Here is a 20,274-nt window from a genome sequence, read left to right as displayed (position 1 = left end):
CGCTGTGCGAGCCTTGCAACCTGCCCGTATGATGTTTGAAGCACACTCCACGGACTATTAAACGCCACAGGCACTGCGTTGTCCGGTCTTTAACAGATTTGCCATTTCGAAAATCGGCCCCGGCCAGACGCTCGCCCTCAGGCAAGCGCTTTATCGCCTTGATCTGATCGCAGAATTTCTAGAACCAATGCGTGTCCAATAGGCGAAGCGCAGGTTGAAATATGGGCAAGACGCTACCTAAACTGAGCTCGGCTGACCAACGTATTGTATTCCCAATGTTGGTGGAACTGGCATACGCCTTGCTTCTAAGCTGGCATGCAAGGCAGCGAGGCATCGGCAAATAAACAAAACTCAATCGATGGAGCCATCGTCTCAGGCGTGCTTGGCACACTCGCCGGGCATCTTGGTGTTTCCCGTTCGAGTGGCACATTAAAACGGCTGGGAGCCCGCGGCATCGGGTGCTCAATCCCTGCGCCCATGACGCCACAGCCGGCGATCCAACTAACCGGCCCCAACGCAGGTCCTCCCCCCTTAGCGACGTTTCGCCGCCGATTTCGTCACGAAAACGAGTTTCGTTCATTCACCCAAACAGAAATGGAGCTTCGCAATGACTTCAGACATTCTCCCGATGACGGTCGGGAAGAAATCAAGCCCGCTCTACAAGTCTCTTTTCGTCCAAGTCCTCGTTGCCCTCTTAGTGGGCATCGTGTTGGGCATGTATGCGCCTGCTTTCTCGGTCCAGTTGAAGGTTCTCAGTGATGGCTTCCTGAAGCTGATCTCGATGATCGTCGCACCGATCGTTTTCTGCGTGGTCGTCCACGGTATCGCGGGAGCGGGCGATCTCAAGAAGGTCGGTCGAGTCGGCGTTAAGGCGCTGATCTATTTCGAGGTGATGACGACGATCGCCCTGGCGCTCGGGCTCATCTTCGCTTTCGCCTTCGGTCCCGGCCACGGGATGAATATAGACCCGGCAAAACTCGATGCCGGCGCGATGAACACCTACGTCGACAGTGCCCACAAGTTGCAGGGCGCGGGCATCGGCAGCTTCGTTCTGAACATCATACCGACGACCTCAATCGACGCGTTGGCTCGCAACGACGTGCTGCAGGTTTTGTTCTTCGCCATCATCTTCGGCGTTAGCCTCGCCCTCATCGACACCGAGAAGGCGGAGAAGGTGAACTCTCTACTCGACGCCGTCTCGACCGTACTTTTCAGGGCGATGGGATTGATCGTGCGCCTCGCTCCCCTGGGCGTCCTCGGTGCCGTTGCCTACACGGTCGGTAAATATGGCGTGGGTTCGCTAGAGCAACTCCTTTCCCTCGTCGCTCTATTCTATCTCTCCGTTGCGCTTTTTGTCCTCGTCATTCTGGGCGTTGTAATGAAGTTGGCCGGACTAAACATTTTCAAATTTCTGGCCTATCTACGTTCCGAGTTGACCATCGTGCTTGGCACAGCCTCCTCCGACGCCGTGCTGCCCCAGATCATGCGCAAGCTTGAACACCTCGGCATCAAGAAGTCGGTGGTCGGGCTCGTCGTTCCAACCGGCTATTCATTTAATCTCGACGCCTTTTCGATCTATCTCACGCTGGCTGTGGTTTTTATCGCCCAGGCGACCAACACGCCGCTTTCCATCGGCGACCTCATGCTGGTTTTGGGTATCTCGCTTCTGACGTCGAAAGGCGCCCACGGCGTGCCCGGCTCCGCAATCGTCATTCTCGCCGCGACATTGAACGCAGTGCCATCGATCCCGGCCATCGGCTTGGTTCTGGTTCTGTCAGTCGACTGGTTCATCGGCATGGCCCGGGCGACAGGCAACCTCATCGGCAACTGCGTTGCCACCGTCGTAATCGCTGCGTGGGAAGGCGACCTCGACAAGATCCAGGCCAACAAGGTGCTGAACGAGAGCCACGACCTTGTTGATGCAACGGCGTAGTCAGATGTATTTTTGCAATCCGGTGGACATATTTGACCTCGCGTAAATTGCCTCTGATTTGAAAGGCAAACGCGGCATTCGCCGCGTTTGCCTTGTCCCGTTTCGCAAGTTTCTTCGGCAGGCGCTCTAAAGGAGCGCTAGGCCGGCTGACCTCTTGGCATATTTCCTGCAGAACGCGTCTTCGAACTGCTCCAGCGTCTTGCCCCGCGTTTCAGGCTGTCTCACCGATGCCGGGGCGATTGATGCGAAATATCGATGCGTTTCACCCAAACCATTCGGCTTTATTCTGGCCAGTTCGGCGAAAACATCGGCGATCGGCAGAAGGATGTCGTTAATTTCGAACAGGCTCAGTACTTCAATTTCCGCCTATACGTCATGCCTGAGTAGCTCCCTGACCGGCTAGTGCTGTCTGTTCATGCGCCGCCGCGGACTTTGCCGATAGCTGCATGTTGCACCAGCAAGCGAAAGCCGAGCTCAGGAGCGCCAGGCTTTCACCGATCGCCAGCCTATTGTTGGAGTTGCTCAGCAGCGTCAGTGCGAAGTAGAACAAGCCGAGCATATAGGTGTGGAACGCTGCGCGCGGAATGAACCCCGATCGAAACGCCCGCCACACCGAAGCCGCCAGGGCCGCAAGAATGGCTGTCATGACGACGGCGCCAAATGCGCCAAAGCGGATCAAGATTTCGAGATAGCCGTTATGCATCAGTGTGTATTGGACATGCGCGTAGCGCGTCTGGTGCCACCGCTCCAACCACTCGTTTCCCCAACCGAACACCGGCGCCGAAAAGATGAGCTCTCCGGCATTGTACCAAAGCTGCAGGCGCTCATCCATCGAGACCGGCGTCGTCGTGGATTCGATCGTGCCTGAGACGACGCCGCTGAAGTCGCTTCCCTGCTCGATGCCTTCCAGCAGCGAAATCGTCGCGGCAACGGTCGGGCCGGCTGTCTTGTCGAGATTGTGACGGACCGCATAGACCCCCGCTGTCAGAAGCGCGGCGGCGCAAACAATGATGACCAGACCCATCTTCCGCCTAAGGTAGGTCAGCGCGACAAGTCCCACGATCGGCAGCGTAACGACCAGCGCCAGCCACACGCCCTTCGATTTCGCACCGTAGATGGCGACAAAGCAGATGACGATAATCAGCGGCGCGGCGATATAGGCAAACCGGGCAAAGGCAGCGTTGCTCGATTTCGTCGTCATATAGTGCAGCAGCCAGAAGGAGGCGGATATCAGGATGAGACCACAGGCAACGGCGCCGTGGATCTGATTGTTCATGATCAGTGGCACGACGGTTTCGCCCGAAAATATTCGCTCGAAATGCGTCGTTGCCGCGAGCATAACCAGGGCAACAGCGAAAAAGGCGGCGACGATCCTCTCAAGCTGTGCCGCGTAAAGACTGAACGCAACGCCGAGTATCGGGAAGAAGAACGGAAAGGCAAACAGCCAGTCGGACGCTCCGAGATCGCGGGTCATGAGATAGATAGCGACAAAGCGCAGCACCACATAGGTGCCCCAGGCCATGCACAGCCAGCCAAGCCAGTTGGTCCGCGGCCGATCCTTCAATCCGAGATAGTGGAACAGAGCGATAATGGCGAGGATCGCGCCTGCGTAGCGGTATGTATCGCGTTCCACGAAAACCGGTGATGCAACCAGCAGCCATAGCACGCATCCAAGGATCGTGAGCGGCAGGGACATCGATTTCGTTGCGATTGCCGGGGTCGCGCTCATGGATACGGCTTCATTATGCGGTGTCTTCGGGAGCAAGTATTCGGTCCTTTCGCCCTGGCCGCTCAACCGGCCGGGAAGCTCTTGAAATGCAATGCGCTACGGATCGCAAGAACGGCAATGCTGGTCAATGGTTCACCCCCTCGCCGCGCACGACTTTTAATGCCGTTAGCACCAGTATCCGGAAATCGAACACTAAGGATCGCCGCTGGAGATACTCTTGGTCCAGTTTCACTTTGGCCGGTATGGGCAGTTCGTCGCGCCCGTTGACCTGCGCCCAACCCGTCAGCCCGGGCACCAACGTCTCGACGCCGCATGCGGTTCTAAGTTCGATCAGGTCCTGCTGATTGAAGAGCGCGGGCCGCGGGCCGACCAGGCTCATGTCGCCCCTCAGAATGGACCAGAGCTGAGGCAATTCGTCGAGGCTGGAACGCCTGAGGAAAGAGCCGATCGGCGTAAGATAGGATTTGGCATCCCCAAGAAGATGCGTGGCGACGGCCGGCGTATCGGTCCGCATGCTGCGGAATTTCGGCATGCTGAAGATGCGATTGCCGCGGCCAACGCGATCGGACCAATAGAAAACGGGCCCCCGCGACGTCAGTTTTACCGCCGCCGCGATGAAAATGACGGGAATAGCGAAGATGAGCGCCACGACACCGGCGACAATAAGATCGAATGTGCGCTTGGCGATCGAATATGACATTTTCTCGGACATATCTCTGCCGCTGCGTAAGGACGGCTCTTCCGGTTGACTGAAGTTCGGCTCAAATCTCACATCGCGCGATCTTTCACAATCGCGTGCGGTGGCTTTTCCTCAAGCAGCGACCGACATTGCACTCTCAGGGGCGGCCAAGTAAGAGCTGAAGTCTACTCAATCGAATGGGCATCGCATGATTTTGGTGACGGGAGCGACAGGCTTCGTCGGTCAGGCTCTCTGCGAAGAGCTTGACCATCGGCAGATCGCCTATCGGCCGACGAGCCGGACGCCGCGAGGCGGTTTCTACACGTCGGGACCTATCGACGGGAAATCCGACTGGTCGGCGGCGCTCCGTGGCGTGACGACGGTCGTTCATCTTGCGGCCCGGGTCCATGTCATGAACGAGGCCGCTAGCGATCCTCTCTCCGCGTTCCGTGCTACAAATGTCGACGCGACGTTCAATCTGGCGCGTCAGGCCGCAGCGGTCGGCGCTCGCCGCTTCATATTTTTAAGCTCGATCAAGGTGAATGGGGAATCGACCCCGCCTGGAAAGCCGTTCACCTCTGGAGATACGCCAAATCCTGGGGATGCCTATGGCCAGTCCAAATGGGAGGCTGAGCAGGCGCTTTTCCAGCTGGGCGCGGAAACGGGAATGGAGATCGTCGTCATTCGCCCGCCGCTCGTCTACGGCCCCGGCGTCAAGGCGAATTTCGCCAGCATGCTGCGCTGGGTAAAGCGCGGCGTGCCACTGCCCCTCGGCCAGGTTGCCAACAGACGCTCATTGGTCTTCGTCAGGAACCTCGCTGACTTCATTCTCGTTTCGGTCGATGTAGCCGACGCTGCAAACCGGACATTCCTGGTGAGCGACGGAACGGATCTTTCGGTCTCGGAACTCCTGCGCAAACTTGCCGAAAACCTGGGCGTTCGCTCCCGGCTCGTTGCCGTGCCTCCTCGTCTGCTGGAGATCGCCGCGGTGCTATTGGGAAAAGGTGCTGCCGCGCAACGCCTGCTTGGCTCGCTGCAGGTCAATATCAGCGAGACGCAGCAAATCACGGGCTGGCTGCCGCCCTATTCGGTCGATGATGGCTTAAGGCAGACCGCGCGAGCATTTCTGAAAGAAAATTCGCAAGCCTGATCAAAGGCTCCAGACCAAATGGCCCGAAAGTCCGGGATTGTCGACCTCCAAGGCAGCCTTGACGTCGACGATCACACCGCCCGGCTTCAGCAGACCCAGGATTTCCCGTGCGTCTTCAACGAGATACTGGCGATGCGGGACGGCGAGAATGACGGCATCGAGCTGCGGAAACTCGGCAAGCGGGGTAAACTGCACGCCATACTCCTCGCCTGCCTCATGCGCATCGGCCATGGGGTCGTGGACCAGGGGAACCAGGCCGAACTGGTGAAGTTCGCGGATAATGTCAGGAACGCGACTGTTGCGCAGATCCGGAACATTTTCCTTGAACGTCAAGCCGAATATGCCGATCCGGGCGCCGTTGATCGGTTTTTCGGCCGCCACAAGCATCTTGATAAGCTTCTGGGCAATGAAGCTGCCCATGCCGTCGTTGATCCGCCGGCCGGAGAGGATGACCTCTGGGTGGTATCCGAGCTGCTCCGCCTTGGCCGTCAGGTAGTAGGGATCGACACCGATACAATGGCCGCCGACAAGGCCGGGAGTGAACGGCAGGAAATTCCATTTGGTCCGGGCGGCGTTCAGAACATCCGCGGTGCGGATGTTCATCTTCTCGAAGATGATGGAAAGCTCGTTCATCAGGGCGATATTGAGATCGCGCTGGGTGTTTTCGATGACCTTGGCCGCTTCGGCGACCTTGATGGTCGGCGCGCGATGGATTCCCGCCTCGACGACGGCGCCATAGATCGCAGCGATCCGCTCCAGCGTCTCAGGGGTATCCCCGGCCACGACCTTGATGATCCGCTCAAACGTGTGCTCGCGGTCGCCGGGATTTATGCGTTCGGGAGAATAGCCGAGATTGAAGTCGCTCCCTTGGACCAAACCGGAAACCTCGGCAAGCACCGGCCCGCAGATGTCTTCCGTGACGCCGGGAAATACTGTCGATTCATAAACGACGACGCTGCCTTTTTTCATGACCTGGCCGACAGTCCGCGAGGCCGAAATCATCGGGCGCAGATCCGGCTGGCGGTTCCGGTCGATCGGCGTCGGGACCGCGACGATGAACAGCGTACAGCCCTCGAGGTCCTTGAGATTACTTGTCAGCTGAAGCGTCGTCTCGCGCAGCCGCGATGCGGAAACCTCGCGCGTATTGTCCTCACCTCTTGCAAGGGCTGCGACCCGCGCTTCCTTGATGTCGAAGCCGACAACGCCTTGGAATTTTGCAGCCAGGGCGATTGCAACTGGCAATCCGACATAGCCAAGGCCGATCACTGCTATCTTTTCGTTCACGCTCATTTTCCTAGCCAACCGCAGCAATTAGCGCATAGGCGACAGGGATGTCAGCTCAAATCTTTCTGAAGGAAATGAGAGAAAGGTCCGCGATCTTGCACAATTCGTCATCCGTGCGGAATGGCTCCTCGCCGTTCGAGCGCGGTCTTGCGGATGATTTCCGCGATCTCAGGGCTGCTGCTGGACAGCATCTGGAAATCCACCGAGAAGAGGGACAATAGCGAAACTTCGGTTATGGCACTGACCGTTGCCGAGCGGGGTTCGCCGGTGATCAGCGCCATCTCGCCGAAGAAGCTCCCGGAGCCAAGCTCCACCGGGCTTGATGTCGCGACGCTGACGCGGCCCTCGACGATGAAGTACATCTGGTCGCCGGCTTCGCCCTTGCGGCAGATGACCGTACCGGCCGGCACGACGCGAGGCCGCAGCGCCCGCACGATCTCGATGAGAGCGGCCGAACCAAGCTTCTGGAATAGCGGCACCGCCGCAACCTGCTGCCAATTGCGCACGAAGTCCTGGCGACGAACTTCTTCGTAGAAGGCGGTGGCGAGAATGCCGGCCCAGAGTGCGAAGATGCCGATCCCGCTCATCATGACCAGCCCGGCAAGAGTTCGGCCGGCCAGACTTTGCGGGATTTCGTCGCCGTATCCGGTCGTCGACAGCGTCACTACGGCCCACCACATCGCCAGCGGAATGCTGCCGAATTTGTCGGGCTGGACGTCGCGCTCGGTCAGGTAGGCGGCAAGTGCTGCGGCAAAAAGGACAATGCCGAAGATTGTCGTGACGCCGACCAGGTTGCGAGCCTCGTTGGTGAGAACCCTGGCCATCAACCGGAAAAACATCGAACCACGCAACGGCTGCAGCAACCAGACGGCGCAGAAGAGACTCCAGTCACGGCTGCCGACGAACAGGAACGCTGCAGCTGGGACGATCACAGCCAAAACGTCGGCGACAACTGCGGACCTGTCACGAACGCCCGTTGCCCGGTGCAAGACCATGGTCGCGAACAGTTGCAGGAGATAGGCCGCCCAGACGCCAAAGAGCACGATCTCCAAAATGAGACTTGCTCGCTCTGTCAAATCGGGCGTCGTCAGTGCGGCGACTGCCAAAAGACCAATCGCGGCGAGTAGCGCATTGAGCAACGAATAGATCTTCGAGAAAAACAGTCGCAGCATTCGATACCCCCGGCGGACCACTTGCTCAGGATAGGACGCCTTCAGATCAAGCGCAAAGGGGTGCCGCGACAATCGAGCGACCAAAGTCTATTCTCGCTGAACGCAGCAAACGTATGTTAGTATTTCTGAATAAGACGCCGTTACCGTCGCTTGCCAGACGGCAAACGCCTGTCGTGGAAAATCTGCTTGGGGGGACATGATGGCATCGGTTATCGCTTCGCAACGACAGCCCCTTCCCGACTGTCGCTTCGATGGCTGACGGCGTTGAGTTTCGCCATCGCGGCCTGGCACGCCTCTTCCGTGAGGAATGGTTCCTGGCGATCAGCGTCCTCACGAGCCTTGCCGTCCTTGGCTTTGAGGGAGCAGTTTTCGAGCAGCTTTCCGATCCGTTTTGGCTCGGTTTCGTATTCTTCACGCTTTTTGCCGCGGTGCTCGGGTCGGCGCTTTCAGTCGTCCGGCATGCCGACCATCTGGCGGAGGAGCTGGGCGAGCCTTACGGCACCTTGATCCTGACGCTTGCGATCACCTCGATCGAAGTGATGGCCATTTCCGCCGTGATGATCCATGGCGAGAACAACCCGACCCTTGCCCGGGATACTCTTTTTGCCGTCATCATGATCATCCTCAACGGCATGGTCGGATTGTCGTTGCTGTTTGGCGCTTGGCGCCGGCCCGAGCAATTCCACAATATGCAGGGCGCCAATGCCTATCTCGGGGTCATCGTGCCGCTGGCGACGCTCAGCCTCATCATGCCGAGCTTTCTGCACACTCCGGGCGGTCCGCATCCGTCTGCGCCGAGACAGATAGTGCTCGGCGTCATCTCAATTGGCCTTTACGGCATATTCCTGATGCTTCAGGCCGGCCGTCATCACAGCTATTTTGCCGAAGAGAGCGAGCCGTCTGTTGCACAAGAAAATGGTTCCGGAGCCCGCTCGATATGGCTCCATACCGCGCTGCTGTTTGCCTATATGCTGCCGGTTGTCTATCTGGTCGAGCAACTGGCCCGACCGATCGACTACGTCATCGAAACGCTGCACGCGCCTGCGGCCTTCGGTGGCGTCGTGATGGCGGTGCTGGTCGCCACGCCCGAAGCGATCAGCGCGGTGCGCGCCTCCATATCCAATCATCTGCAGCGTTCGATAAACATCTTTCTCGGGTCGGTGCTTTCGACGATCGGGCTGACGGTGCCGGCCATGCTGGCCATCAGCTATATCGTCGGGCGCCCTGTGACGCTCGGTGTGGAAGGCTACGATCTCGTGATGCTCGTCCTGACGCTTGCGGTCAGCATCATCACTTTTTCCAGCGGACGGACCCATGTTATGCAGGGCGCCGTTCACCTCGTTCTTTTTCTGGCTTACGTGCTGCTCATTTTCCAGCGGTAATGTTCAAGCCATCCGGGTTGGCAGAGATCACAGTTGTATCCAGGCGACTCTTGCAATTTTTCGCAATGCCGCCTCATAGTGTTTTGAGCCTTGAAGCTGGCGCCCATGGTTGCCAAACCAGGCGCGCATGAAGACTGAAACGCGTAAATTGCTGGGGAGCGTCAGGAATGCGTGGAGAGTTTTCTCGAGGTCTGCAATTTCTTGTCGTGCTCCTCTGCGCGATCTCCCTTCAAGCGTGCAACGGAAGCAACAACACCTACGTGCCGCCGCCACCGCCGCAAGTGCGCGTGGCGCTGCCGTTGCAGCAGACTGTCACGCGATACTTCGAGCTGACCGGCAATACCGCGGCGATCAATTCCGTAAATATTGAGGCACGCGTCCAGGGTTTCCTCGAAACGATAGACTATCGCGACGGCATGATGGTCAAGAAGGACACGCAGCTTTTCAGCATCCAGAGCAATACCTACCAGGCTCAGGTCGACCAGGCGCAGGCGACACTCGCCTCAGCGCAGGCATCTCAGGTCGGAGCCAACCTGGAATATCAGCGGCAGCTCAATCTCTCAAAGCAACAGGTGACCACGCAAACGGCCATCGACAGCGCCAAGGCTACGCTCGATCAGGCGAATGCGACAATTCTCAACGCGAAGGCCAGTCTCGACCTTGCGATGATCAACCTTGGATACACCAAAGTCTTGGCGCCGTTCGATGGCACGGTTACCGCCCATCTCGTCGATATCGGCGCCCTCGTCGGCGTATCCGGCCCGACCATGCTTGCGACCATGGTCCAGACGGACCCTCTATATGCCAATTTCAGCGTCAGCGAACCTCAGGTGCTGTCTATCAAGCAGAGCATGGCCGCTCAGGGACGGACTTTGACGCAAGTCGACCTTCCGACCATCCCCGTTGAAATCGGCCTGCAGGGCGAGATTGGCTATCCCTTCAAGGGACATCTCGACTACGTCTCGCCGCAGATCGATTCGGCAACCGGCACCCTGTCCGTGCGCGCCCTCATCGACAACAAGGATCATGCGCTTCTGCCCGGCCTCTTCGTGCGCGTGCGCGTTCCCGTTGGACACGAGGACAAGGCGCTTCTGGTGCGGGACGACGCAATCGGCACCAACCAGCAGGGCACCTATGTGCTGGTCGTCGGCAAGGATGAAACAGTCGCGCAGAAGCTAGTGAAAACCGGCCAGCGCGAGGGTCCCCTGCGTGTCATAGACGCTGGGCTTGATGCCGGCGACCTGGTGATAACGGAAGGTATTCAGCAGGCAACGCCCGGAGCCAAGGTCGCTGCGGAGAAAGTCGCGATGGACGCGGTTGCGACGGCGGGTGCATCGGGCGATGCCGCCCTCAACCCGGATATGCCCAAATCCGACGCGTCCAAGACGACAACGCCATGAGTTCGCTTCCGTCTTCACGCGAACATACGAGGGGGACAGCATGATCTCGCGCTTCTTCATCGAACGGCCGGTGCTTTCGAATGTCCTGGCGCTTGTCTTCGTGCTGATCGGCGCGGTGGCATTGTTTCAATTGCCGGTCGCACAATATCCAAACGTCGTGCCGCCGACGGTCCAGGTCACCACCCGTTATCCCGGAGCGAGCGCCAAGACACTGATCGATACGGTCGCGCTGCCGATCGAGCAGCAGGTCAATGGCGTCCAAAACATGCTTTATATGCAGTCGACGAGCGCCAGTGACGGCACATATTCCCTGACAGTCACCTTTGCGATCGGCACGGACGCGGATCAGGCGCAGGTTCTTGTACAGAACCGCGTTGCGATCGCCATGTCCTCGCTGCCGGAAGCCGTTCAGCTCCAGGGCGTCACCACACAGAAGAAGTCGACCTCGATACTCGAATTTGTCAGCCTGACCTCACCGGACAGCAGATATGACAGCCTGTTCCTGTCCAACTACGCCGTCATCAACCTGCAGAACGAGCTCGCTCGCATACCGGGTGTCGGAAATGTCTCCGTGTTCGGCGCCGGCCAATATGCCATGCGCATCTGGATGAACCCCGAGCTGCTGCAGGCGCGCGGCCTGACGCCGCAGGATATCATCAACATCGTGCAGCAGCAGAGCCAGGAAGTAGCAGCCGGCCAGGTGGGCATACCGCCCGTGCCAGCCGGCCAGAATTTCCAATATACGCTCAATGTCAGCGGACGGCTGAACGACGCGGCGGATTATGAGAACATCATCGTCAAGGTCGACCAGCAGAATGGCGGCCGCATAACCCGCATCCGTGATATCGGTCGCGTCGAACTCGGCGCCCAGACCTACAGCCAATCGTTTACACAGAACGGCCGGCCGGCGGCCGGCATCGGTATTTTCCAATTGCCTGAGGCAAACGCCATCACGGTCGCAAAGGATGTTGCCGCAAGGATGGCGGTGCTTAGCAAGAGCTTCCCGCCGGGCCTCGACTACCAGGTTCCATTCGACACGACGAAATTCGTGACGGCCTCGATCGACGAGGTCTACAAGACGCTGATAGAAGCCGGCGTGCTGGTGCTCGTGGTCATTCTGGTCTTTCTGCAGGATTGGCGTGCAATGCTCGTGCCAGCGACAACGGTTCCCGTGACGATTATCGGCGCCTTTGCGGCAATGGCGGCGCTTGGCTTCACCGTCAACCTCTCGACGCTGTTTGCCATCGTTCTGGCGATCGGTATCGTCGTTGACGATGCCATCGTCATCGTCGAGGGCGTCTCCCGCCATATCGAGGAAGAAATGCCCGGCAGGCAAGCCGCCGAAAAAGCCATGGACGAGCTGTTCGGCCCCGTGATCGGCATCACGCTCGTGCTGATGGCGGTGTTCATCCCGGCGGCCTTCCTGCCGGGCCTGACGGGACAGCTCTACAAGCAATTCGCGCTGGTGATCGCCGCCACCGCCTTGATCAGTGCCATCAACGCCATGACGCTCAAGCCGACGCAATGCGCGCTCTGGCTGCGCCCGCCGGTGCCGCCCGAGAAACGCAATTTCTTCTATCGCGGCTTCAACAAGGTCTACGACAGGGCCGAGAGTGGCTATGCCAGGCTTATCGGCTCCATGGTTCACCGCAGCGTCATCGCCGTTCTTGTCGCACTCCTGTTGATAGGCGTGGCCGTCTGGGGCCTCACCCGGCTGCCGACTGCCTTTCTTCCGGTCGAGGATCAGGGCTACGTGCTGATCAGTGCGCAGCTGCCGGACGGTGCCTCGAAGGAGCGCACGGACGCGGTGATGGATCAGGTCAGCCAGATTGCCGAGAAGACGCCTGGCGTCGAACAGGTGCTGACCATCAGCGGCATCTCCATCCTCGACAACAGCGCCAGCCTGCCGAACGCCGGGGTTGCTTATGTCGTGCTCAAGGATTGGGGTGTTCGTGGCAAGGAAAAGGGCCAGGATCTGCAATCGATCTATGCCCACCTGAACAACGCATTGCGGGATGTGCTGAAGGCAAAGACGCTGGTGGTCGTGCCGCCGCCCATCCAGGGCATCGGCAATGCCAATGGCTTTACGATGCAGGTCGAGATCAAGAGCGGGAATTTCGACTATCCGCTGCTGCAGGGACTGGCCGACACGATTGTCAAGAACGGCAACGCGCAATCGGCACTGCAACGCCTGAGCACATCCTTCAGGGCAGACGTTCCGCAGCTCTCGGTCGCCGTCGACCGCATCAAAGCGGAAACCCTCGGCATTACGGTTGGGCAGGTCTTTTCGGCACTATCGGGCTATGTGGGATCGAGCTATGTGACGCAGTTCAACAAGTTTGGCCGAACCTTCCAGGTCTATGTGCAGGCCTCTCCCGATTTTCGCGTGCGACCCGAAGACATTCGCAGCCTGAAGGTCAAGGCCGGCGACGGAACGATGGTGCCGCTCGGCACTGTCGTAGACGTCACGAGTGTCCAGGGACCGTCCCTCATCAGCCTCTACAACCTCTATCCCACCGCGACCATCGTCGGCGGGGCTGCAAGCGGCTTCAGCTCCGGCCAATCGCTTGAAGTCATGGAACAGCTCGCGGACAAGACGCTATCGTCGGGCACCGGCTTTGAATGGACCGCCTTGTCCTATCAGGAAAAGGTGGTTGGTGGTCAGATCTATTTCGTCTTCGCCCTTGCCATGCTTCTCGTCTATTTCGTCCTTGCCGGCCAATACGAGAGCTGGATCCTGCCGTTGGCAGTACTGCTGGCGGTGCCGCTTGCTCTGCTTGGCACGGTCGCGGCATTGAGCGCCGTCGGCGTTGCCAACAATCTCTACACCCAGATCGGCCTCATCCTGCTGATCGCACTCGCCTCGAAAAACGCCATTCTGATCGTCGAATACGCGCGGGAGAAACGCGAGCAAGGCATGGAGATCCTTGATGCAGCCGTCGAGGCGGCGCGCTTGCGTTTCAGGCCGATCCTGATGACGTCTTTTGCCTTCATCCTCGGTGTCCTGCCGCTTGTGCTTGCAAGCGGCGCCGGCGCATCCGCCCGCAAGTCCATCGGCATTTCGGTCTTCAGCGGCATGATCGCCTCGACCTGTCTTGCCGTACTGTTCGTTCCGTCTTTCTACGTTGTGCTGCAACGCTTCGAGGAATACCGGCGGCGGCGCACGACCGCGCAGCCAGTCTCGCAAACGGCGGAGTAATGAACGGCGGCTCTACAATCCGCTGGTCAGTACCCTATGGCATTGCGGGGACAGCCGTTGCAGGTTGCCCCGCAGGCAGGCAATGCCTCGCCCGCCACCAAGCGGCACGGAACTGCAATAAGCCCGGAAATCCGCCCCGCACGACCGGCGCATGATCATCAGCTCCTCACGGGGCGAGAAGGACGGCATCGCCGCGCGGGCAGCAGGGGCAGGCATTGCTGCCGCTCCACCACCTGCGGGCGCAGACGCACCTGCGCCCAGAGCCGCAACTGCCTGCTGGCAGGATGGGGAGAGGGACGCATCGTGCTGGCGCAAACAGGCAAGCGCTGCCGACCCGCCCGGCGTCACGCCCGAACATTGAGCCATGAAATCCGAACGGCAGGCCGATTTGATGGCGTTGCGCTCGGCCTGTGATGGCTGACGCGCTTGCATCCCGGCGGCCGGAGCCGCGCCAGATTGTGCAGGCGCCACTCCAGGAGTTTGGGCAGGCGCGGCAGCGGTGGACTTCGACTTGGTGGTATCTATCGCCGACACGGCGTTGCGGCAGGCCGGAGCAAGCGTTGCGCTATGTTGCTGCAGGCAAGTCAGCGCTTTAATGCCGCCCGGCGTCACGCCTGAACATTGCGCCATGAAATCGGAACGGCAGGCGGACCTGATGGCATTGCGCTGCGCATCTGTCGGTTGCTGCGCATAGGCGGTCGCGAACGGCACAACGAATACACAAAGCAATGCTCGCAAGACCATAGAACAAAACGCGTATTTTCCCATTGCTTCCTCCCATAGAAAAATCTTTCGCGCACATCGCAGATACTTTCCGGCCGAAATCAAGATTTGAAATCGGATGCAACGGAAGACACGAACGATCGATATGCGAAGGTATCCCGACTACCTATATATTAGAGTATCAAAATATTCGCGAAAAGGTAGTCGAGCAGAACATAAAATTTGGCCGACCTGGAGCCTTGGAACAGAGAGCCGCGAAACGTGTTGAGCTTTTCATGGGTAGCAATCCGCTTCGACGTCGATGAATAGCGACGTGTCAGGTTCGTTGAACGGCGATCCGGGTGGTTTGGGACAACCCACGCCCAGCGTGTTCAATTTGGTGCAGCGTACATCGTACCGACGTGAAATGGCATTTGAATTGGATCTGATTGACATCCGAAGATTGGAGCAAGCTCCTACTCAGCAGCGACACTCGTTTCGCACCCCAAAGTCGCGCCGAGCATTCCAGCGCACCACTAAATCGCCGGGCGATCGATAGCCGTGGACAAGCCACAATCGCTGAGCTCGTCCCATCGGGCATTTATAAAATCTTTATATCTTTCCTCCCCGCGCCGTCTCGAACCTTAATGCGGTTCGGCCGCATATATCTGGGCGAGATGATCGACTGATCGTTTTCACGCCGGGAAGAAGACGGGCGCCTCCTAGAGGCCTGCCCAGCTTTTTCGACGTTCCACAACACAACCAAGGATAACGATCGATGATGGATATTCTTCTTATCGGGGTTGGCGCTTTATTTTTTGTGCTGTGCGTTGCCTACACCAAGGCCTGCGACAGCCTCTAGTCGGAGAGACAGCAATGCTCCTGGATTACATTCTCAGCGGCGGCGTGACGATCTTCCTCACCGCCTACCTCATCTACGCTCTCATTCGCCCTGAGCGCTTTTAGTCTCATAGCGCCGAATAGGGAAAGTTGGACCCATGACCCTCAATGGATGGCTTCAGATCCTGCTTTACTGCGGGATCGTACTTTTGCTCGTCAAACCGCTCGGCGGTTACATGACGCGCGTCTTCAACGGTGAGCGCACGGTGCTCTCCTATGTCTTCGGTCCATTGGAACGAGGACTTTATCGCATTGCAGGAACAAGCGAACGCGAGGATCAGCATTGGACGACCTATGCGATCTCGATGCTGCTCTTCAATTTCGCCGGCTTCCTCGTTCTCTACTTCCTTCAACGCCTGCAGGGTAGCCTGCCCTTCAATCCGGCCGGAATGACAACAATCGGGCCTGAGCTCTCCTTCAACAACGCCGCCAGCTTCGTGACCAACACCAATTGGCAGAACTACGGCGGCGAGAGCACGATGTCCTATCTCGTTCAGATGGCCGGTTTCACGGTGCAGAACTTTCTATCGGCCGCCACAGGCATCGCACTCGCTATAGCGCTCATTCGCGCCTTCGCTCGCGCTTCCGGCAAGTCGATCGGCAATTTCTGGGTCGATCTGACCCGCGCTACACTTTACATCCTGCTTCCCGCCTGCATCGTCATGACGATTGTCTTCGTCTATCTCGGCGTACCGCAGACGCTTGGCCCCTACGTCAATGCGACGACGCTCGAAGGCGCTCAGCAGACCATCGCTGTCGGACCAGTTGCCTCGCAATTGGCCATCAAGATGCTCGGCACCAATGGCGGCGGCTTCTTCAACGTCAATTCGGCCCATCCATTTGAAAATCCGGACGCGATCTCCAACCTGATCCAGATGGTTGCCATCTTTGCAATCGGCGCCGCGCTTACCAACGTCTTCGGGAGGATGGTCGGCAATCAGCGCCAGGGCTGGGCAATCCTTGCCACCATGGGCGTCCTGTTCATGGCCGGTGTCATCGTCACCTACTGGGCGGAAGCCGCCGGCAATCCGCTGATCCATGCGCTCGGCATCGACGGCGGAAACATGGAGGGCAAGGAAGTCCGCTTCGGCGTCACGCTGTCCTCGCTCTTTGCCGTCATTACCACTGCGGCCTCCTGCGGCGCGGTCAATGCCATGCACGGCAGCTTCACGGCCATCGGCGGCCTGATCCCGCTCATCAACCTGCAACTCGGCGAAGTGATCGTCGGCGGCGTCGGCGCGGGCTTCTACGGCATCCTGATGTTCATCGTCATCGCCATCTTCGTGGCCGGCCTGATGGTTGGGCGCACGCCAGAATATCTCGGCAAGAAGATCGAGGCGAAGGAAGTGAAAATGGCGATGCTGGCGGTCCTTTGCCTGCCCGCGGCCATGCTGACATTCACCGCGATCTCGGTCGTCCTTCCCTCGGCAGTTGCGTCCATCGGCAACCCCGGACCGCACGGCTTTTCGGAAATCCTCTATGCCTATAGCTCAGCCGCGGCAAACAACGGCTCGGCATTCGGCGGGCTTTCCGGCAACACGTCCTGGTACAACATCACACTCGGCATCGTCATGCTGGCCGGCCGCTTCCTGGTCATCATTCCCGCGCTCGCTATTGCCGGATCTCTGATCGCCAAGAAGACCGTACCGGCCTCTGCCGGGACTTTCCCGACAGACGGACCGCTCTTCGTCGGCCTGCTCGTCGGCACGATCCTCATCGTCGGCGGCCTGACTTTCTTCCCTGCCCTGGCGCTTGGACCCATCGTCGAACACCTGGCGATGATCTCAGGCCAGGTTTTCTAGGACGATGGTCATGATGCAGCGTTCGCTTGCGAGACGTCGGATATCGATCGGCAAAGGCTCCCCTTTCTTGGGGCGCCAGCCGACGATGATGGAGCGTCCCTCCACCTTCATCCTGGTGATGATGGTCGCATTGTTCGCCGGCACCGCCGCCTGCCGTTTACTTGGTTGACCGGGATATCCCGGTCCGCCGTTTCCCTCTTCCCGCTGGAGTCTCTCATGAGCCAGTTAAAATCCGCGAGCATTCTTGATTCTCGCATCCTCATCCCGGCCGTCGGCGCCGCCTTCGAGAAACTCAATCCTCGAACGCTGTCAAAGAACCCGGTCATGTTCGTCGTGGCCGTCGTGTCAACACTGACGACCATCCTATTCCTGCGCGACCTTGTCACCGGTGGCGGCAATCTTGCCTTCACGCTCCAGATCAACATCTGGCTGTGGTTCACGGTGCTCTTTGCCAATTTCGCCGAAGCGGTTGCCGAGGGCCGCGGCAAGGCACAGGCGGAATCGCTGCGCAAGTCGCGCACGGAAACCCAGGCGAAGCTCCTGACCGGCACGAGCCGCACCGAATTCACGTTGGTGGCCGGCACGAGCCTCAAGGTTGGCGACATCGTCATCGTCGATGCCGGCGACATCATTCCCTCCGACGGCGAAGTCATCGAGGGCGTCGCCTCGGTCAACGAGGCAGCCATCACGGGTGAATCGGCGCCTGTGATCCGCGAATCCGGTGGCGACCGGTCTGCCGTGACCGGCGGCACGCAAGTGCTGTCGGACTGGATCCGCGTCCGCATCACCGCCGCAGCCGGCTCGACATTCATCGACCGGATGATTGCGCTGGTGGAAGGTGCTGAGCGTCAGAAGACGCCGAACGAGATCGCCCTCAACATCCTGCTTGCCGGCATGACGCTGATCTTCGTGCTTGCCACGGTCACGATCCCGAGCTTTGCCGCCTATGCCGGCGGCTCGATCCCGATCGTTGTCCTCGTCGCCCTCTTTGTCACGCTGATCCCGACGACGATCGGCGCGCTACTGTCGGCGATCGGCATCGCCGGCATGGACCGTCTGGTGCGCTTCAACGTGCTCGCCATGTCCGGTCGCGCCGTCGAGGCTGCCGGCGACGTCGACACGCTGCTGCTCGACAAGACCGGCACCATCACGCTCGGCAACCGCCAGGCGACGTCCTTCCGCCCCGTCAAGGGCGTCACGGAGCAGGATCTTGCCGATGCGGCGCAGCTGGCATCGCTTGCCGACGAAACGCCGGAAGGCCGCTCGATCGTCGTCCTTGCCAAGGAGCAATATTCCATCCGCGGCCGCGACATGGCGAGCCTCAAGGCCACCTTCGTGCCCTTCACCGCACAGACCCGCATGAGCGGTGTCGACCTTGAAGGCTCCAGCATCCGCAAGGGTGCAGTCGACGCGGTTCTCGCCTATGTCAACGGCGGCGCCGGCGTTGCGTCCGGAGCCGGATCGACAGTCATCACCCGCACCGGCAGCGATGTCGTGCGCGAGCTCCAGGCGATCGCTGACGAGGTGGCCAAGGCCGGCGGAACGCCGCTTGCCGTGGCCCGCGACGGCCGACTGCTCGGTATCATCCAGCTCAAGGATATCGTCAAGGGCGGCATTCGCGAGCGTTTCGCGGAACTGCGCCGCATGGGCATTCGCACTGTCATGATCACCGGCGACAATCCCCTGACCGCCGCAGCAATCGCGGCTGAAGCCGGCGTCGACGACTTCCTTGCCCAGGCTACGCCTGAGATGAAGCTGGCGCTGATGCGCGAGGAACAGGCTAAGGGCAAGCTCGTCGCCATGTGCGGCGATGGCACCAACGACGCACCGGCGCTTGCCCAGGCCGACGTCGGCGTCGCGATGAACACAGGCACAGTCGCTGCTCGTGAGGCCGGCAATATGGTCGATCTCGACAGTGATCCGACAAAGCTCATCGAGATCGTGGAAATCGGCAAGCAATTGCTGATGACGCGTGGAGCGCTGACGACGTTTTCGATCGCCAACGACATCGCCAAGTACTTCGCCATCATCCCGGCCATGTTCATCGCCTTCTACCCGCAGCTGAAGACGCTCAACGTCATGGGACTGGCAACGCCCCAGAGCGCGATCCTCTCGGCCATCATCTTCAATGCCCTGATCATCATCGCGCTGATCCCGCTGTCGCTGAAGGGTGTTCGCTACCGTCCAATCGGGGCTGGTGCGCTGCTTAGCCGCAATCTGCTGATCTATGGCCTCGGCGGCATCATCGTTCCATTCGTCGGCATCAAGGCGATCGACATGGCCATTTCCGCCCTCGGCCTCGTCTAAAGGAGCTACCTCAATGTTCAAGCAAATCAGACCTGCCATCGTCATGATTGTCGTCATGACCGCTGTGACCGGCCTCCTCTACCCGATCGGAATGACCAGCGTCGCGCAGGCCTTCTTCCCCCGTCAGGCCAATGGCAGCCTGGTCGAGAAGGATGGCAAGGTGATCGGCTCGACCCTCATCGGCCAGGCCTTCACCAGCGACCGCTACTTCCATGGTCGCCCCTCGGCGACGACCGCCACCGATCCGAATGACGCGACGAAATCGGTCGCCTCACCTTACAACGCCGCCAATTCGGTGGGCTCCAATCTGGGCCCGACGAGTTCAAGCCTGATCACCCGTATCAAGGGCGATGCCGACGCATTGAAGGCGGCCAACCCGAACGTGCCGGTTCCGATTGATCTGGTAACAACCTCGGGCAGTGGCCTCGACCCGCATATCTCTCCCGAGGATGCCTACTACCAGATACCGCGCGTCGCCAAGGCACGTAGCCTGGGCGAAGCAAAGCTTCGTGAGCTTGTCGATGGCGCGATCCAACCGCGCGAGCTTGGGGTTCTCGGAGAACCGGTCATCAACGTGCTGGCATTGAACCAGTTGCTTGATGCTTCTATGACTCCGTGAGCCTGCGAACCGGAGG

At 59.4% G+C, this 20,274-nt stretch carries 17 protein-coding genes; 12 read left to right on the top strand and 5 right to left on the bottom strand.

From position 1 onward, the window contains the following. Nucleotides 1–73: 73 nt before the first annotated feature. The 3 genes from AB4Z52_RS17560 (at nucleotide 74) to AB4Z52_RS17550 (ending at nucleotide 2,320) form a co-directional block, all read left to right on the top strand. Complete coding sequence (locus tag AB4Z52_RS17560; protein WP_442219275.1) at nucleotides 74–202, top strand: hypothetical protein; 129 nt, start codon at nucleotides 74–76, stop codon at nucleotides 200–202. A gap of 405 nt (nucleotides 203–607) precedes the next feature. Continuing rightward, nucleotides 608–1,933, top strand: a complete 1,326-nt coding sequence (locus tag AB4Z52_RS17555; RefSeq protein ID WP_442219208.1) for a dicarboxylate/amino acid:cation symporter — start codon at nucleotides 608–610, stop codon at nucleotides 1,931–1,933. Nucleotides 1,934–2,188: 255 nt separating this feature from the next. Further along, nucleotides 2,189–2,320: a hypothetical protein gene (locus AB4Z52_RS17550; RefSeq protein WP_442219207.1), complete on the top strand. Its 132-nt coding sequence runs from the start codon at nucleotides 2,189–2,191 to the stop codon at nucleotides 2,318–2,320. On the opposite strand, the gene AB4Z52_RS17545 is transcribed toward AB4Z52_RS17550, so the two are convergent. Together AB4Z52_RS17545 and AB4Z52_RS17540 are read right to left on the bottom strand one after the other, a co-directional pair. Continuing rightward, nucleotides 2,307–3,662, bottom strand: coding sequence for an O-antigen ligase family protein (locus AB4Z52_RS17545; protein WP_442219206.1), 1,356 nt, complete (start codon nucleotides 3,660–3,662; stop codon nucleotides 2,307–2,309). The two genes, AB4Z52_RS17550 and AB4Z52_RS17545, sit on opposite strands and share 14 nt — an antisense overlap. 124 nt (nucleotides 3,663–3,786) lie before the next feature. Beyond that, nucleotides 3,787–4,374, bottom strand: coding sequence for a sugar transferase (locus tag AB4Z52_RS17540; protein WP_442219205.1), 588 nt, complete (start codon nucleotides 4,372–4,374; stop codon nucleotides 3,787–3,789). A 175-nt stretch (nucleotides 4,375–4,549) separates the two neighbouring features. Here AB4Z52_RS17540 and AB4Z52_RS17535 point away from each other — a divergent pair, with 175 nt between their 5' ends. Then, nucleotides 4,550–5,491 (top strand): UDP-glucose 4-epimerase family protein, encoded by a 942-nt coding sequence (locus AB4Z52_RS17535; protein ID WP_442219204.1) that lies wholly within the window; start codon nucleotides 4,550–4,552, stop codon nucleotides 5,489–5,491. Here AB4Z52_RS17535 and AB4Z52_RS17530 read toward each other — a convergent pair whose 3' ends face one another. Continuing rightward, entirely contained in the window at nucleotides 5,492–6,781 is a 1,290-nt protein-coding gene (locus AB4Z52_RS17530) for a nucleotide sugar dehydrogenase (RefSeq protein WP_442219203.1), read from the bottom strand. A 101-nt stretch (nucleotides 6,782–6,882) separates the two neighbouring features. Further along, complete coding sequence (locus AB4Z52_RS17525; protein ID WP_442219202.1) at nucleotides 6,883–7,947, bottom strand: cyclic nucleotide-gated ion channel; 1,065 nt, start codon at nucleotides 7,945–7,947, stop codon at nucleotides 6,883–6,885. 251 nt (nucleotides 7,948–8,198) lie between these two features. Between AB4Z52_RS17525 and AB4Z52_RS17520 the strand changes: the two genes are divergently transcribed. The 3 genes from AB4Z52_RS17520 (at nucleotide 8,199) to AB4Z52_RS17510 (ending at nucleotide 13,928) form a co-directional block, all read left to right on the top strand. Continuing rightward, entirely contained in the window at nucleotides 8,199–9,329 is a 1,131-nt protein-coding gene (locus AB4Z52_RS17520; RefSeq protein ID WP_442219201.1) for a calcium:proton antiporter, read from the top strand. A gap of 167 nt (nucleotides 9,330–9,496) precedes the next feature. Next, complete coding sequence (locus AB4Z52_RS17515; RefSeq protein WP_442219200.1) at nucleotides 9,497–10,729, top strand: efflux RND transporter periplasmic adaptor subunit; 1,233 nt, start codon at nucleotides 9,497–9,499, stop codon at nucleotides 10,727–10,729. A 40-nt stretch (nucleotides 10,730–10,769) separates the two neighbouring features. Next, nucleotides 10,770–13,928, top strand: coding sequence for an efflux RND transporter permease subunit (locus tag AB4Z52_RS17510; protein ID WP_442219199.1), 3,159 nt, complete (start codon nucleotides 10,770–10,772; stop codon nucleotides 13,926–13,928). A 12-nt stretch (nucleotides 13,929–13,940) separates the two neighbouring features. Here the strand turns inward: AB4Z52_RS17510 and AB4Z52_RS17505 are convergent, their stop codons facing one another. Further along, nucleotides 13,941–14,672 carry a hypothetical protein gene (locus AB4Z52_RS17505; RefSeq protein ID WP_442219274.1) on the bottom strand — a complete coding sequence of 244 codons (732 nt, stop codon included), beginning with the start codon at nucleotides 14,670–14,672 and terminating at the stop codon, nucleotides 13,941–13,943. Nucleotides 14,673–15,506: 834 nt separating this feature from the next. Here AB4Z52_RS17505 and kdpF point away from each other — a divergent pair. From kdpF to AB4Z52_RS17480, 5 genes are read left to right on the top strand one after another with little or no spacing between them, the layout of a single operon-like run. Then, nucleotides 15,507–15,596: a K(+)-transporting ATPase subunit F gene (gene kdpF / locus AB4Z52_RS17500; RefSeq protein ID WP_442219198.1), complete on the top strand. Its 90-nt coding sequence runs from the start codon at nucleotides 15,507–15,509 to the stop codon at nucleotides 15,594–15,596. A gap of 32 nt (nucleotides 15,597–15,628) precedes the next feature. Further along, nucleotides 15,629–17,332 carry a potassium-transporting ATPase subunit KdpA gene (kdpA, locus tag AB4Z52_RS17495; protein WP_442219197.1) on the top strand — a complete coding sequence of 568 codons (1,704 nt, stop codon included), beginning with the start codon at nucleotides 15,629–15,631 and terminating at the stop codon, nucleotides 17,330–17,332. 10 nt (nucleotides 17,333–17,342) lie between these two features. Beyond that, entirely contained in the window at nucleotides 17,343–17,501 is a 159-nt protein-coding gene (locus tag AB4Z52_RS17490) for a hypothetical protein (RefSeq protein WP_442219196.1), read from the top strand. A gap of 47 nt (nucleotides 17,502–17,548) precedes the next feature. After that, on the top strand, nucleotides 17,549–19,639 hold the full coding sequence (gene kdpB, locus AB4Z52_RS17485; RefSeq protein WP_442219195.1) for a potassium-transporting ATPase subunit KdpB: 2,091 nt from the start codon (nucleotides 17,549–17,551) through the stop codon (nucleotides 19,637–19,639). Nucleotides 19,640–19,652: 13 nt separating this feature from the next. Beyond that, nucleotides 19,653–20,258 (top strand): K(+)-transporting ATPase subunit C, encoded by a 606-nt coding sequence (locus AB4Z52_RS17480; RefSeq protein WP_442219194.1) that lies wholly within the window; start codon nucleotides 19,653–19,655, stop codon nucleotides 20,256–20,258. Nucleotides 20,259–20,274: the final 16 nt, after the last annotated feature.

Origin of the sequence: Rhizobium sp. 2YAF20 (assembly GCF_052114685.1) — a bacterium.
Lineage (GTDB): Bacteria > Pseudomonadota > Alphaproteobacteria > Rhizobiales > Rhizobiaceae > Rhizobium.
Note: the sequence above shows the minus strand (reverse complement) of the source record. Positions and strands in the feature narration are given on the sequence as shown.

Bases quoted from the DNA above. Each gene is read 5' to 3' on its own strand.
- AB4Z52_RS17550 (WP_442219207.1), top strand. From the start codon at position 2,189: ATGCGTTTCACCCAAACCATTCGGCTTTATTCTGGCCAGTTCGGCGAA.
- AB4Z52_RS17480 (WP_442219194.1), top strand. From the start codon at position 19,653: ATGTTCAAGCAAATCAGACCTGCCATCGTCATGATTGTCGTCATGACC.
- AB4Z52_RS17520 (WP_442219201.1), top strand. From the start codon at position 8,199: ATGGCTGACGGCGTTGAGTTTCGCCATCGCGGCCTGGCACGCCTCTTC.
- AB4Z52_RS17530 (WP_442219203.1), bottom strand. From the start codon at position 6,781: ATGAGCGTGAACGAAAAGATAGCAGTGATCGGCCTTGGCTATGTCGGA.
- AB4Z52_RS17490 (WP_442219196.1), top strand. From the start codon at position 17,343: ATGATGCAGCGTTCGCTTGCGAGACGTCGGATATCGATCGGCAAAGGC.
- AB4Z52_RS17545 (WP_442219206.1), bottom strand. From the start codon at position 3,662: ATGAGCGCGACCCCGGCAATCGCAACGAAATCGATGTCCCTGCCGCTC.
- AB4Z52_RS17535 (WP_442219204.1), top strand. From the start codon at position 4,550: ATGATTTTGGTGACGGGAGCGACAGGCTTCGTCGGTCAGGCTCTCTGC.
- kdpB (WP_442219195.1), top strand. From the start codon at position 17,549: ATGAGCCAGTTAAAATCCGCGAGCATTCTTGATTCTCGCATCCTCATC.
- AB4Z52_RS17515 (WP_442219200.1), top strand. From the start codon at position 9,497: ATGCGTGGAGAGTTTTCTCGAGGTCTGCAATTTCTTGTCGTGCTCCTC.
- AB4Z52_RS17555 (WP_442219208.1), top strand. From the start codon at position 608: ATGACTTCAGACATTCTCCCGATGACGGTCGGGAAGAAATCAAGCCCG.
- AB4Z52_RS17505 (WP_442219274.1), bottom strand. From the start codon at position 14,672: ATGGTCTTGCGAGCATTGCTTTGTGTATTCGTTGTGCCGTTCGCGACC.
- AB4Z52_RS17510 (WP_442219199.1), top strand. From the start codon at position 10,770: ATGATCTCGCGCTTCTTCATCGAACGGCCGGTGCTTTCGAATGTCCTG.
- kdpA (WP_442219197.1), top strand. From the start codon at position 15,629: ATGACCCTCAATGGATGGCTTCAGATCCTGCTTTACTGCGGGATCGTA.
- AB4Z52_RS17540 (WP_442219205.1), bottom strand. From the start codon at position 4,374: ATGTCCGAGAAAATGTCATATTCGATCGCCAAGCGCACATTCGATCTT.
- AB4Z52_RS17525 (WP_442219202.1), bottom strand. From the start codon at position 7,947: ATGCTGCGACTGTTTTTCTCGAAGATCTATTCGTTGCTCAATGCGCTA.
- kdpF (WP_442219198.1), top strand. From the start codon at position 15,507: ATGCTCCTGGATTACATTCTCAGCGGCGGCGTGACGATCTTCCTCACC.